12 protein-coding genes are annotated in these 13,249 nt (G+C 68.1%); 9 read left to right on the top strand and 3 right to left on the bottom strand.

Annotated features, from left to right (window positions below; translation table 11 throughout):
• Positions 1-3 precede the first annotated feature (3 nt).
• Complete coding sequence (locus tag BM115_RS22595; RefSeq protein WP_092299541.1) at positions 4-588, top strand: glycerol-3-phosphate responsive antiterminator; 585 nt, start codon at positions 4-6, stop codon at positions 586-588.
• Between the two features lie 3 nt (positions 589-591).
• On the opposite strand, the gene BM115_RS22590 is transcribed toward BM115_RS22595, so the two are convergent.
• Positions 592-1,884, bottom strand: coding sequence for a phospholipase D-like domain-containing protein (locus BM115_RS22590; protein WP_177219995.1), 1,293 nt, complete (start codon positions 1,882-1,884; stop codon positions 592-594).
• 207 nt (positions 1,885-2,091) lie between these two features.
• Between BM115_RS22590 and BM115_RS22585 the strand changes: the two genes are divergently transcribed.
• The 3 genes from BM115_RS22585 to BM115_RS22575 all read left to right on the top strand — a co-directional run bounded on the left by BM115_RS22585 (position 2,092) and on the right by BM115_RS22575 (position 6,045).
• Positions 2,092-2,625, top strand: a complete 534-nt coding sequence (locus tag BM115_RS22585) for an RNA polymerase sigma factor (protein ID WP_255370944.1) — start codon at positions 2,092-2,094, stop codon at positions 2,623-2,625.
• A gap of 17 nt (positions 2,626-2,642) precedes the next feature.
• The gene (locus BM115_RS22580) at positions 2,643-3,473 is read left to right on the top strand and encodes a FecR family protein (protein WP_092299535.1); all 831 of its coding nucleotides are present in this window, start codon (positions 2,643-2,645) and stop codon (positions 3,471-3,473) included.
• Between the two features lie 115 nt (positions 3,474-3,588).
• On the top strand, positions 3,589-6,045 hold the full coding sequence (locus BM115_RS22575; RefSeq protein WP_218158054.1) for a TonB-dependent siderophore receptor: 2,457 nt from the start codon (positions 3,589-3,591) through the stop codon (positions 6,043-6,045).
• Here the strand turns inward: BM115_RS22575 and BM115_RS22570 are convergent.
• Positions 6,033-7,241 (bottom strand): MFS transporter, encoded by a 1,209-nt coding sequence (locus BM115_RS22570; protein ID WP_092299532.1) that lies wholly within the window; start codon positions 7,239-7,241, stop codon positions 6,033-6,035. The two genes, BM115_RS22575 and BM115_RS22570, sit on opposite strands and share 13 nt — an antisense overlap.
• A gap of 111 nt (positions 7,242-7,352) precedes the next feature.
• On the opposite strand from BM115_RS22570, the gene BM115_RS22565 reads away from it, so the two are divergent.
• Positions 7,353-7,805: a winged helix-turn-helix transcriptional regulator gene (locus BM115_RS22565; protein WP_092299529.1), complete on the top strand. Its 453-nt coding sequence runs from the start codon at positions 7,353-7,355 to the stop codon at positions 7,803-7,805.
• On the opposite strand, the gene BM115_RS22560 is transcribed toward BM115_RS22565, so the two are convergent.
• The gene (locus tag BM115_RS22560) at positions 7,802-8,548 is read right to left on the bottom strand and encodes a FadR/GntR family transcriptional regulator (protein WP_177219994.1); all 747 of its coding nucleotides are present in this window, start codon (positions 8,546-8,548) and stop codon (positions 7,802-7,804) included. The genes BM115_RS22565 and BM115_RS22560 overlap by 4 nt on opposite strands.
• A gap of 71 nt (positions 8,549-8,619) precedes the next feature.
• On the opposite strand from BM115_RS22560, the gene BM115_RS22555 reads away from it, so the two are divergent.
• From BM115_RS22555 to BM115_RS22540, 4 genes are all read left to right on the top strand, one after another.
• Positions 8,620-9,630, top strand: coding sequence for a Bug family tripartite tricarboxylate transporter substrate binding protein (locus BM115_RS22555; RefSeq protein WP_177219993.1), 1,011 nt, complete (start codon positions 8,620-8,622; stop codon positions 9,628-9,630).
• Positions 9,631-9,640: 10 nt separating this feature from the next.
• Positions 9,641-11,209, top strand: coding sequence for an AMP-binding protein (locus tag BM115_RS22550; RefSeq protein ID WP_092299520.1), 1,569 nt, complete (start codon positions 9,641-9,643; stop codon positions 11,207-11,209).
• 33 nt (positions 11,210-11,242) lie between these two features.
• Positions 11,243-12,421 (top strand): thiolase family protein, encoded by a 1,179-nt coding sequence (locus tag BM115_RS22545; RefSeq protein ID WP_092299517.1) that lies wholly within the window; start codon positions 11,243-11,245, stop codon positions 12,419-12,421.
• Positions 12,422-12,628: 207 nt separating this feature from the next.
• The coding region (locus BM115_RS22540; RefSeq protein WP_143093926.1) for a nucleotide sugar dehydrogenase at positions 12,629-13,249 on the top strand (621 nt) is incomplete at its 3' end.

Raw genomic sequence — 13,249 nt, 5'->3', positions numbered from 1 at the left:
CCCATGGACAGGTCCCTCGGCGCCCGCCTGACGCGCCACCCGGTCATCGCCACGCTCTACGGCGCGGAGCAGGTCGATGCGTTTGTCGACAGCGAGGCCGAAGTCTCGATCGTGGCCAACGTGGAGCTGCGCAAGCTGCAGCCCGTGATTGCCACGCTGACCCGCGCCGGCAAGTACGTCATCGTCAACATCGATAGCTGCGAAGGGCTGTCGCAGGACAAGGGTGGCGTGGATTACCTGGCGGACATCGGGGTGACCAGTCTGGTGTCCACGCGCGTGGCCACCATCCAGCGCGCCAACCGCGCCGGCATGGTGACGATGCAGAAGGTCTTCGTGACCGACCGCTCGACGTGGCCACGCAGCGTGAAGGCACTGGAGCAGAGCGACCCCAACCTGGTGCAGCTGATGCCGGCGCCAATGCTGGGCCACCTCCCCGAGGCGGACCGCAAGGCGCTGCCGCCCATCGTCACGTCCGGCTTTGTCTGCAACGAGGCCGATATCCGCAGCGCGCTCGCGCATGGCGCGGTGGCGGTCTCGACCAGCGACCGCAAGCTCTGGAATCTGGAAGGGAAAAAGCTGAAGTCCTAGGTCCTACAGCTGCGAGGCCAGCAGCGAACTCAACCCATCGGCCAGCTTTTCGCGCCACGGCCGGTTGGACCATGCTTCCAGCGATACCGGCCGGGACAGGGCCAGGTCGTCCTCGAATATCCGCGTCTGTGCCGCCGCGAAGTCCCGATCGAGGATATTGAGCGTGGCCTCGTCGTTCAGGCGGAAGGAGCGATTGTCGAAGTTGGTCGAGCCGACCGACACCAGGAAGCCGTCCACGATCATCACCTTGCAGTGGTACATCGTGGGCGCGTACTCGGCGATCAGCGCGCCGGCCGCCAGCGGCTCGCCCCATTGGGCCCGCGACGCCGAGCGAGAGGTTTCCGAGTCGATATGCTCGCCCGGCACGATGATGCGAACCTTGACGCCCCGCTTGAGCGCGGCCAACAGCGCCTTCCGCGTCAGGTCGTCTGGCACGAAGTACGCCGCCGACAAGTCGATGGTGCGCGTGGCGGCGGTGATGGCGAGCAGGTACATCAGCGCCATGTTCTCGCTCCCGCCGGTGGGGGAGCTGCTGAACATCTGCGCCATGCCCTTGCCCACGTCCGGCAGCGCCGGGAAATACCCCGGGCCGTGGGGCACTTCGCCGCTTACCTTGATCCAGTTGTCGAGAAAGACCGACTGCATCTGGGCCACCACCGGGCCTTCGACCTGGAAGTGCGTGTCGCGCCAGTGCTGGGGATCCTGGGCGTGGCCGGTCCATTCCGGCGCAATGCCCACGCCGCCGGTGAAACCGATCCTGCCATCGACGATCAGGAGCTTCCTGTGCGTCCGGTTGTTGAGCTTGCCGAGCGTGTACCAGTGAACCGGGTGATAGCGCTGCAACGCGACACCGGCTTTCGACATGACGTCCAGCACGGCGGCGTCCACCTTCTGGCTGCCCACCCAATCCAGCAGGACGTGCACCTTCACGCCCGCCTGCGCCCGCTCGGCCAGCGCCTGCGCGAAGGCCCGGCCAATGTCGCCGGACCAGTAGATATATGACTCGAAGGTAATCGTCCGCTGCGCCGCGCGAATGGCGCCCAGCATCGCGGGGAAGATCTCGTCGCCATTCCTCAGCACGCGGTAGGCGTTGCCGCCGACCACTGGCGGACCGAGCAGGACGCTCAGTTCCCGGGAAAACTGCGGGTCCTCGGTCGCATAGAGCCGTTCCAGCCGATGCTCGATGCGCTTCTCCGCGCCGAACAGGTTGTAGGCCACCAAGCCGAAGAGCGCGGTAAGGATGACGGCAAGCAGCACATACCACGTGGTCCGGGCCCTTCCATGAGCGTGGCGCATCGGCTGGCTTCCTCTTATCGGTGAGACGGCGCTTTTCGAATATGAAGTGTGAACGAGTTTTGGGCGATTGCAGCCCCCGGATGTGTGGCCGATCGCCAACGGCCCCTCCTTGCAAATGCGAATCACTATCATTTATACTCCGCCGCTTCGCCTGATTCGTCTTTTGCCGTCATCCTGGCCGTGCTGCGCGACCCCGCCCATCCCCCGTTGTTTGCTGCATTGCTGCGCCATTACGACGAATTGGTCGATCACGTCCGCCGCCGCTTTGGCGACCGCCACTTTGCCCGCGACGTGCTCCAGGACGTCTGCGTCCAGTTGCTCGAACGGCCGCCCGCCGGCGAGGTGGCCCAGCCGCTCGCCTTCCTCCGGCACGTCTCCACCCATCGCGCGATTGACCGTTACCGCGCCGAATCCACCCGCCAGACCCATGCCGATGCCTGGCAGGCCGACGCCGCCGGCATCGCCGTATCGAGCCCGGACGTCGCCGAGGCCATTGCCCACCGTCAGGCCGTAGACCGGCTCGAGCAGTGCATTGCCGCCCTGCCGCCACGCTGCCAGGAGGTGTTTATCCTGCATCGGCTCCATGAGCTGCCGCAGCAGGACGTGGCGCTAAGATTGGGCATCTCGCGGGGCATGGTGGCGCGCCATATGGCCCGGGCCATGGCACTATTGGCGCCCGAACTGCAAGCCCTGGGCGCCCCGCCGCGCCCGGAAACTGCCGCGCCGGCCCCGTCATCGTGAGGACCCCTCCCCTGCCCATGCCCGATTCCCGCACGCCGCCGGGCGACCCGCTGTCTCCCTACCAGCAGGCGCTGCGCGAGCGATTTCCGTCCGTGGAAGCCATCACGGCCGCCGCCACTGCGCGCCGCCGCAGGCAACACCGTGTGCGCGCCGGTGCCGCCGCCGCGCTGGTGGTGCTGGCCGCCGGCACGTGGCTGGCCGATCCCGCCTATCGCACCGAGTCCCTGAGCGCCGAGGCCGGGCCGCGCACCGTTCAACTGGCCGATGGCAGCCGCGTCACGCTGGACCAGCACACCCGCCTGACCGTGCAGTGGCGCCTGCGCACCCGCGCACTGGCGCTGGAGGCAGGCGAAGCGGTGTTCACCGTGGCCCATGGCCCGCGTGCGTTCCTCGTCACGGCGGGCCAGACCCGGGTGCGCGACATCGGCACGGTGTTCGACGTCCAGCGGCTGCCGCAGCGCACGCGCGTGGTGGTGCTGGAAGGCGCGGTGGAAGTCGAGGCCGGTGGCCACGTGCGGCAGCTGCGCGCCAGCCAGCGCGTGGACGTAGCACCGGACGGCCAGCCCGGCGACACCGTGACCGTGGACGCCGAGCGCGCCCTGGCCTGGCAGCGCGGCAAGTTCTCGTTCGATGGGGCGACGCTGGCCGACGCCATCGCCGAGATGCAGCCGCACTCGCGGCACGCCCTCGTCATCGACGATCCACGCGTGGCCCAACTGCGGCTGTCCGGCGAATTCGACCGCGACCAGGTGGCGGCCATCCTGCAGTTGCTACCGGGCATCCTGCCGGTAACGGTGCGCCAGGCGGCCGACGGCACCGTGCATCTGGGCGCGCGGCAACGGTCCTGATGACTAACTGAGCCTCATCTGAAATTTTTTTTCGCGTGGAGGTGTACAAACACGCGGCGGCGCACGGCAACTCCATGAACAGGCCGAATGGATCGGCCCGCCATCAGGAGCTTTCGTGATTTTCACCGTTCGACGCCGGCCTGCCGCCCGCGCCTCCCGCCTTGCCGTGCGGCCGTTTGCGGCGCTGGTTCCCCTGCTCGCGGCGATGCTCGCCGCCGGCGCGATTGCACAGGGCGTGGCCCGCCCCATCGACATTCCCGCCCAGCCGCTGGCCCAGTCGCTGGCCGCGCTGGCGCGTCAGTCCGACACCCAGATCCTGTTTGCCACGACCCTGGCCGATGGCCTGCGCGCCCCGGCCGTGCGCGGCACGCTGACCGTGGAAGACGCCCTCGCCCGCATGCTCGCCGGCTCCGGCCTCCATGTGGTCAGCAACGGGCCGCGCACCTTTACCGTGGTCCAGGCGCCCGCCGACGCCAGCGCCGGCGCCGCCACGTTGCCGCTGATCACGGTACGGGCCGATGTCGCGGACCTCTCGGCCAATGCCGATGGCGTGGTGCCCCGCCGCGCGAGCGGCGCCAAGACCAACACGCCGCTGATCGACGTTCCGCAGACCATCAACGTGGTCACGCGCGAGCAGATGGACGAACAAGGCGTGCAGAGCGTGATGCAGGCGCTGCAATACACGCCCGGCGTGGTCAACCAGTATGGCGATACCGACCTGCGGTACGACTGGCTGGCCGTGCGCGGCTTCGTGCCGTTGCGCTACCTGGACGGCCTGCGCCTGCCCTACGGCGCGCGCGGCTATTCGCAGCCCCGCATCGACCCCTACACGCTGGAGAGCATCGAGGTGCTCAAAGGGCCCGCGTCGGTCCTCTACGGGCAGAGCTCCCCGGGCGGGCTGCTGAACATGGTCAGCAAGCTGCCGCAGGCGCAGACCTCGCGCGAGGTGGTCTTGCAGGCCGGCAGCCACGACCGCCTGCAGGGCGCGTTCGACCTGACCGGCCCGATCGATGAAGACGGCAAGCTGCTGTATCGCGTGGTGGGGCTGGCCCGCGACACCAACACCGAAATCGACTATATCGACGAGCGCCGCGTGCTGGTGGCGCCCAGCCTGACGTGGCGGCCCAGCACGGACACCTCGCTGACGCTGATGGCGCAGTACCAGAAGATTCGCTCGGACGGCGGCGGCGCGCCGCCTGCCCTGCCCGCCGCCGGCACGCTGCTGCCCAACCCGAACGGCAGCATCCCGACCAACCGCTTTATCGGCGAGCCCGCCTACGACAAGTTCGAGAGCGAGCAGATGATGTTCGGCTACAAGTTCGCGCATCGCGCCAACGAGACGTGGCAGTTCCGCCAGAGCGCGCGCTACAGCTATATCGATACCGATACGCAGCGCGTGCAGGGGCTGTCCATGAATCCGGACCTGCGCACGGAAAACCGCTACGGCTGGGCGTTCCCGGAGCGCAGCGGCGTGTTCTCGATCGACAATCAGGCGGAGGCGAGCTTCCGCACCGGGCCCGTCCAGCACACCCTGCTGCTGGGGGTGGACTACCAGTACGAGGACGCGCGCTACGAGGAATCGCAACTCGTAGCGGTGCGCGCGCTCGACGTGTTCAACCCGGTGTACGGCGCCCCCATCACCCGGCCGCCGCTGGGCACGCGCGTGGACCAGACCCGCCAGCAGGTGGGCGGCTATGTGCAGGACAGCCTCGCCATCGACCGCTGGACCTTTCTGCTGAGCGGCCGCTACGACTGGGCCGGCAGCAACACCGACACCCTGACCGCCCAGACCGGCAACACGCTGAACACGCGCCAGAGCGACAATGCCTTCACGGGCCGCACCGGCGTGGTCTACCAGTTCGACAGCGGCTTCGCGCCCTACGCCAGCTTTGCCACGTCGTTCCAGCCGCAGGCGGGCACGGGGCGCACCGGCACGCCGTTCGAGCCGACGCGCGGGCGCCAGACCGAGGTGGGCGTGAAATTCCAGCCCAAGGGGGCCAATGCCTTCGTTACGCTGTCCGCCTTCGACCTGCGCCAGACCAACGTGCTCACGCCCGATCCGCTGAACACCAACTTCAATACCCAGAATGGCGAAGCGCGCGTGCGCGGCATCGAACTCGAAGGCAAGGCCAGCCTGACGCGCGGGCTGGACGTCGTAGCGTCCTATGCCTACTCCGACACCGAGGTCACCAAGGCCAACGCCAATGCACGCGGCGTGACCACGCTGGGCAACGCGCTGCCCTTCGTGCCGGAGCACCAGGCGTCCCTGTGGATGTACTACACGTTCCACGACACCCTGTTCCAGGGTCTGGGGCTGGGCGCCGGCGTGCGCTATATCGGCCGGTCGTACGGCGATGCGGCCAATGTGTATCGCGTGCCGGCCGCCACGCTGTTCGACGCCGCGTTGAGCTATGACCTCGGCAAGTCGTTCCTGCAACTGCGCGGCGTGCGCGTGGCGATCAACGCGACGAACTTGTTCGATCGTCGCTACATCAGCACATGCATTTCGGCCACGGGCTGCTATTTCGGCAGCCGCCGCACGGTGCTGGGGACCGTGAGCTACAAGTTCTGAGGACAGCCGCCGCGCCGGTGCCGCCGCCCGCCGGCAGGACACCGCCGCGGCCGCGTGCAGGCCCAGAACCCCAGCGCCGCGAGGCTGACCAGCGCGCCCAGCGCGCAAACCCCGCCCCAGCCCGCCACCGCGTAGGCCGCCGAGGTACCGAAGGCGCCCAGCGCGCTGCCCACCGCGTAGAACAGCATGTAGACGCCCACCAGCCGGCCCTGGGCGTCCGGCTGGGTATTGAGGATCAGGCTCTGGTTGGTCACGTGTAGCGCCTGCCCGCCGAGGTCGAGCAGCAGGATGCCGGGCACCAGCGCCCACAGCGAATGCGTCATGCCGGCCAGCGGCAGCCACGCCGCGATCAGGCACAGGAGCGCCAGCAGCGTGGTGCGCTCACCCAACCCGCGATCCACCTGCCGTCCCGCCCCGGCGCCCGCCAGCGCGCCAAGCGCCCCCACCAGCCCGAACGCACCGATAGCCGTATGCGAGAACGCATAGGGCGGCGCGCTCAGCGGCAGCACCAGCGCGCTCCAGAAGATGTTGAACGCCGCGAACATCAGCAACGCCAGCATGCCGCGCACCTGCAGGACCCGGTTATGGCGCAGTAGCCCGAACATCGATCCAAGCAGCGCCGGGTAGCCGATGCGCTCGGCGGCGGCCGGCAGGCTGGGCAGCCGCGCCCAGAGCCCCACCGCGAGCAACAGCATGGCGCCGGCCGAGCCGAAGTACACCGCGCGCCATCCGGCCAGGTCGCTGACTGCGCCGGCCACCACGCGGGCCAGCAGCAAGCCGAGGAAGACGCCGCTCTGGGCCGCCCCGACCACGCGGCCACGTTCGTCCGGCGGCGCGGCGGCTGCGGCGTAGGCGATCAGTCCCTGCGTCATGGCAGTGCCGAGCATGCCGGTCAGGCACATCGCGCCGAACAGGCCAACCGTGGAGGACGACAAACCCACCGCCGCCAGCGCAACCACCAGACCCAGCGCCTGCGCCAGCATCAGGCGGCGCCGCGCGAAGACATCGCCCAATGGCACCAGCAGCAACAGGGCCAAGGCACTGCCGACCTGCGTGGCGGTGACCACGCCACCAATGGCAAACGCCGGAATGCCGAAGTCGCGCGCCAGCGCGTCCAGCAGCGGCTGGGCGTAATAGACATTGGCCACGCTCAGGCCGCTGGCGCAGGCAAACAGCAGCATCAGGCTCCGACGCATACGCAATCCCCTCCCATGACTGGGTCCAACTGGTTGCAAATTAAAACCAGTTGAAGGCTAGCGGAAGTGGTTTTAAAATGCAACCACTTAAGGCGATCGAAGGACGATGAGATGCGCGATGACAATCCGGCCGAAGCCGAAGCCTGTCCGGTGGCAAGAAGCGTCAATGTGATTGGCGACCGCTGGTCGCTGCTGATCGTGCGCGATGCCTTCGACGGCATGCGCCGCTTCAGCGATTTCCAGCGCAACCTGGGCATGGCGCGCAATGTGCTGGCCGACCGGCTGCGCCGGTTGGTGGAGGCCGGCATCCTCGACCTCCAACCCGCCTCCGACGGCAGCGCCTATCAGGAATACGTGCTCACGCCCCGGGGCGAGGAACTCTTCCCCGTGGTGGTGGCGCTGCGGCAATGGGCCGAGAGCCATCTGTTCGCGCAGGGGGAGCCGCACTCGGATCTGGTGGAGCGGACATCGGGCAAGCCGATTCCGCGCATGCTGCCGCTCGCCCACGATGGCAGCGCGCTGACGCCCCAAGATGCCGAAGTACGGAAGCTGGCCGGCCGCTAGTCGTGCGGGAAATACCCCTCCAGGAACCGTTCGAGCGATCGCAACATCTCCTGTTCGGCCGCCTCGGCATCGCCCCGCGCGAAATGCGCCATGAATCGGCGCCGCGACGCGAAGATTTCCTCGCTCTCGTACGTGCCGATCCGCAGGATGAACTCCACCAGTAGCGAAATCAGGCCGTCCATGAAGACGACCAGGATCGGGTTGCCGGCGATGCGCGCCAGCATCTTGTGGAACTCGTGGTTCAGCGTGAACCGCTTCTCGAATTCGCCGGCGGCCATTGCTGCCTCGGCGGCGTCGATATTGCGATAGAGCCGGGCCACGTCGTCTTCGGTCGCCAGCCGGCAGGCTTCGCGCACGATGGCCGGCTCGATCGAGATATGGGCCTGGATCAGCTGGCGCGGCGTAATGCCGCCGAGCCGGTAGAGATCCATCAAGCCCTCGATCACCACCGAGCCATCGGCGCGGGTAATGAAGATCCCGCCATGCGCACCCTTCTTGGTTTCGACAAGCCCGGACTGCTCGAGCGAACGCACGGCCTCCCGAAGGGTATTGCGCGACACCCCGAGTTCCGCCGCGAGCTGCCGCTCCGCCGGCAGGCGCGTGCCCGGCTTCAGCCGTCCCCCGGCGATTTCCTTGCGGATCTGGTTCGCGATTTCATCCGCCGCGCGCCGGACCGCAATCGGGCGAAATGACGTCTGCGCCTCATCGTCAGGATTTACCCGAGGATCATGTTTTGTAATCATCGTTTGCCGATAGAATGGTTCAACCATTAAGCCATTATGGCACGCCAATGATAAGGCCAACGGAGACGACGATGACGAAAACGCACCTGCCTACGAAAACCCCCTCCCCGCGCCGCGCTTTGCTGGCGGCCACGGGCGCCCTGCTGGCGGCGACGCTGCTCACCGGCACCGCGCACGCCCAGCGGGACGCCGCGTATCCGACGCAGCCGGTCAAGCTGGTGGTGGTATACCAGGCGGGCGGTGCGAACGACATCGTGGCCCGCGTCCTGGCGGACCGCATGACCCGCGCGCTCGGCCAGTCGGTGATGGTGGTGAACAAGCCGGGCGCCTCGGGGGCCATCGGCGCGCAGTTCGTGGCGGGCAGCCCGCCAGACGGCTACACCGTGCTGATGGGCGGCGCGCCGCTCGTGGTCGCCCGCGCGCTATATAAGAATCCTCCCGTGGACTTCGAGAAGAGCTTTTCCCCGGTCGGCAAGGCGGTCAACCTCAATCTGGTGCTGGTCGCCCGCAAGTCCTATCCGGCCGACACCTTCAAGCAGGCCATGGACCTGGAGAAGAAGCAGCCGGGCAGCTCCACCATGGCCGTCACGGCCGGCGTCTTCGAGCTGTACTACGCGCGCCTCAACCGGCTCGCCAACACCCGCATCGTCAAGGTGCCCTACAACGGCGTGCCCGCCGCGATGAACGACATCCAGGGCGACCGCGTGGACATGCTGATCGACACCGTGGCCGCGCAGAAGCCGTTTATCGCCAGCGGCGCCACCAAGCCGCTCGCGGTGTTCGGCCCGAAGCGGCTGCCCTCGCTTCCCGATGTACCCACGCTGGCGGAACTCGGCCTCAAGGGCTTCGATGACCAGTCCTACGTCGGCATGCTGGTGCCGAAGGGCACGCCCGACGGCGTGGTGCGCAAGCTCAACGGCGCGCTGAACACCGCGCTGGCCGACCCGGACGTCAAGACGCGCCTGGAGAAGCTGGACTTCGGCGTGGAAGGCAGCACCCCGGAGGCGTTCTTCAAGGAGATGAAGTCCGATTCCGACCGCTTCGCCGAGCTTGCCGACGCGACCCACATTGAAAAGCAGTAAGGAGTTGAACATGCGGGACACAGGACCACTCTACGGGCACGCCACCATCGCCGCGCTGTACCGTTCGGCATTCAAGGCGTTTGCGGACCGCGAGGCGCTGGTCGGGCAGGACATCCGCCTGACCTACGGCGAACTCGAGGCCCGCAGCCACCAGATCGCGCGATATTTCCTGTCGATCGGCCTGCGCCGTCAGGATGGCATCGCCATGCTGGCCGGCAATCGGGTCGATGCGATGGCCGCCATCATCGCCGCGCAGCTCCTCGGCTTGCGCTACACGGCGCTGCACCCGCTCGGCTCCGCCGACGATCAGGCTTTCGTGCTCCGCGATGCCGGCATCCGGGCGCTGGTGATCGACACGCCCCGGCACGGCGAGCGCGGCGCCGCGCTGGCCAGCCTCGGCATCGTCGAGCATGTGCTGACGCTGGGCCCGGCGGCGTTTGGCGTCGATCTGGCGGCGGCCTCCGCCGGCATGGACGCCAGCGACATCCCGCTCGACGTCCAGCCCGGCGATATCTTCAAGATTGCCTACACCGGCGGCACCACGGGCAAGTCCAAGGGCGTGGTCCAGCCTCACCGGACCGCCGTCACGATGATCCTGCAGCAGCTAGCCTGCTGGGAGTGGCCCGACGACGCGCGATTCCTGGCCACGACGCCCATTTCCCACGCCGCGGGCGCCCTGATCCTGCCCACCTTCCTGCGGGGCGGCACGGTGGTTTTTCTGGACAAATACGATCCGCTGGCCTTCCTCGAAGCCGTCGCCCGCCACCGCATCACCTGTACCTTCCTGGTGCCGAGCCAGATCTACGGCCTGCTCGATTTCCAGGGGCTGGCGGACCACGACCTGTCCAGCCTGCACCGCATCTGGTACGGCGCCGCGCCCATCGCGCCGGCCCGGCTGGCCGAGGCGATCGGGCGGATCGGCCGGATTTTCGGCCAGATCTACGGCCAGGCCGAGGCGCCGATGACGGTCACGTACCTGCGCGCGGACGAGCACGACCCCGCCCGCCCCCATCTGATGGGCTCCTGCGGGCGCCCCATCCCGGGCAACGACGTGCGCCTGCTGGACACACAACTGCAGGAAGTGCCGCCCGGCGAGATCGGCGAACTGTGCGTACGGGGGCCGCTGGTGATGTCGGGCTACCTGAACCGGCCCGAGGAAACCGCCAAGACGCTCGCGGGGGACTGGCTCCATACCGGCGACATGGCGCGCCGCGACGCGGCCGGCTACCTGTATCTGGTCGACCGGGCCAAGGACATGATCATCTCGGGCGGCTTCAACGTCTATTCGAGCGAGGTCGAGAACTGCCTGGCCGCGCACCCGGCCGTCGCCATGTCGGCGGTGATTGGCGTGCCGCACGCCAAGTGGGGCGAAGCCGTGACCGCGCTGGTCGTGCTCAAGCCGGACGCGTCCGTCACCGAGCAGGCCCTGATCGACTACGTCACCGAGCGCAAGGGCGTGGTGTGCGCGCCGAAGTCGGTCTCGTTCGAGACCGAGCTTCCGCACACCTCGCTCGGCAAGCTCGACAAGAAGACCCTGCGGGCCCGCTACTGGAGCGGGCAGGACCGTCAGGTCAGTTAATCGACGCAGACAACAGACCCTCTGGAGACCCGCATGCAGCAAGCTTTCATCATCGACGCCATCCGCACGCCCATGGGCCGCGCCAAACCGGGCGCCGCCTTTGCCGACGTCCATCCCGCCGAACTGCTGGCGCAGCTCCTGAAAGGGCTGGTCGAACGCAACCGGCTGGACCCGGGCATGGTGGACGACGTCATCACCGGCTGCGTCAGCCAGGTGGGCGAGCAGTCCGCCACGCCCGGCCGCGTGGCCTGGCTGGCCGCCGGCTTCCCGGAGCACGTGCCGTCGACCACCATCGACCGCAAGTGCGGCTCCAGCCAGCAGGCCATCCATTTCGCCGCGCAGGGGATCATGGCCGGCGCCTACGACATCGTGATCGCCTGCGGCGTGGAGTCGATGAGCCGCGTGCCGATGGGCACGGCGCGCATGGGGCAAGACCCCTATGGCCCCTCGTTCGCCAAGCGCTACGCGCCCGGGCTGGTGTCGCAAGGCGTGGCGGCCGAGCTGATGGCCAGCCGGGGGGCGCTCTCGCGCGAGGCACTCGACACGTATTCGGCGGAATCCCACCGCCGCGCCCAGCTCGCCCGGGAACAGGGCGCGTTCCGGCGCGAGATTTTTCCGATCGTCACCTCGCGCGGCGTGGTGGAAGTCGACGAGACCATCCGGCCGGACACCTCGCCCGCCAGCCTCGGCACCTTGAAGCCGGCCTTCCGCACCGACGAACTGGCCGCGCGCTTCCCCGAAGTCGGCTGGCACATCACGGCCGGCAATTCCTCGCAGATGACGGACGGTGCCTCGGCGCTGCTGCTGATGAGCGAGCGCATGGCATCCCGGCTCGGCTGCAACGCGCGCGCCCGCTTCGCCGGCTTCGACGTCTGTGGCGATAGCCCGATGCTGATGCTGACCGCCCCCATCCCCGCCAGCCAGCGCGTCCTCAAGAAGAGCGGCCTGACGATGGCAGACATGTCTCATTGCGAAGTCAATGAGGCGTTTGCGCCCGTGCCGATGATCTGGCAGCGTGAACTCGGCGCCGACCCCGCCCTGCTCAACCCGCGCGGCGGCGCGATCTCCCTCGGGCACCCGCTGGGCGCCTCCGGCGCGCGCATCATGACCACCATGCTGCATGCGCTGGAAGACAACAAGGGCCGCTACGGCCTCCAGGCGATCTGCGAAGCCGGCGGCATGGCCAACGCCACCATCATCGAACGGCTCTGAGTGCCAATCAACGGCCGCCCGGCCGGCATGCGCGCGCCCCCGGCGCCGCATGCTTAATCTGCGCTTAAGGTTCCCCGCCTAAGCTGCACCCCTGCCCGCCACCCGGCGTGGCCTGACGCATTCCCCTGTTTACCGCCTTACCTCCATGCCTGGCGCGCGTGCGGACCGCGGTCGTCCCGCAAGCCGCTTCCCCAGAAATCGTCCCCTATGAAAGTCACAATTATCGGTAGCGGCTATGTCGGCCTGGTCACCGGCGCCTGTCTGGCGGAACTCGGCAATTCGGTGTTCTGTCTCGATGTGGACGAACGCAAGATCGCCATGCTCAACGCGGGCGGCGTGCCGATCTATGAGCCGGGTCTCAAGGAATTGATCGAGCGCAACCGCGCCGCCGGCCGCCTGACCTTCTCGACCGATGTGGCCGCCAGCGTGGAGCACGCCGACGTCCAGTTCATCGCCGTGGGCACGCCGCCGGACGAGGATGGCTCGGCGGACCTGCAATACGTGCTGGCCGCCGCGCGCAATATCGGCCGCCACATGACCGGCCTCAAGGTGGTGGTGGACAAGTCCACAGTCCCTGTGGGCACCGGCGACCGCGTCGCCGCCGTCATCCGCGAGGAACTGGCCGCCCGCGGGCTGGAAGACCTCCAGTTCTCGGTGGTCTCGAACCCCGAGTTCCTGAAGGAAGGCGCCGCCGTGGAAGACTTCATGCGCCCGGACCGCATCGTGCTGGGCTGCTCGCCCGACGTGGCCGGCCGCCATGCCAAGGCCATCATGCGCGAGCTGTACTCGCCGTTCAACCGCAACCACGAGCGCACCTTCTATATGGAT

It is taken from the genome of Cupriavidus sp. OV096 (assembly GCF_900115455.1).
In the GTDB taxonomy this organism is placed as follows: Bacteria; Pseudomonadota; Gammaproteobacteria; order Burkholderiales; family Burkholderiaceae; genus Cupriavidus.
The sequence above is the reverse complement of the archived record's forward strand: the minus strand, read 5'-3'. Positions and strand labels throughout refer to the sequence as shown.

Coding starts and splice junctions, on each gene's coding strand:
- BM115_RS22595 (WP_092299541.1), top strand. CDS start 4: ATGGACAGGTCCCTCGGCGCCCGCCTGACGCGCCACCCGGTCATCGCC.
- BM115_RS22590 (WP_177219995.1), bottom strand. CDS start 1,884: ATGCGCCACGCTCATGGAAGGGCCCGGACCACGTGGTATGTGCTGCTT.
- BM115_RS22580 (WP_092299535.1), top strand. CDS start 2,643: ATGCCCGATTCCCGCACGCCGCCGGGCGACCCGCTGTCTCCCTACCAG.
- BM115_RS22570 (WP_092299532.1), bottom strand. CDS start 7,241: ATGCGTCGGAGCCTGATGCTGCTGTTTGCCTGCGCCAGCGGCCTGAGC.
- BM115_RS22565 (WP_092299529.1), top strand. CDS start 7,353: ATGCGCGATGACAATCCGGCCGAAGCCGAAGCCTGTCCGGTGGCAAGA.
- BM115_RS22560 (WP_177219994.1), bottom strand. CDS start 8,548: ATGATTACAAAACATGATCCTCGGGTAAATCCTGACGATGAGGCGCAG.
- BM115_RS22555 (WP_177219993.1), top strand. CDS start 8,620: ATGACGAAAACGCACCTGCCTACGAAAACCCCCTCCCCGCGCCGCGCT.
- BM115_RS22550 (WP_092299520.1), top strand. CDS start 9,641: ATGCGGGACACAGGACCACTCTACGGGCACGCCACCATCGCCGCGCTG.
- BM115_RS22545 (WP_092299517.1), top strand. CDS start 11,243: ATGCAGCAAGCTTTCATCATCGACGCCATCCGCACGCCCATGGGCCGC.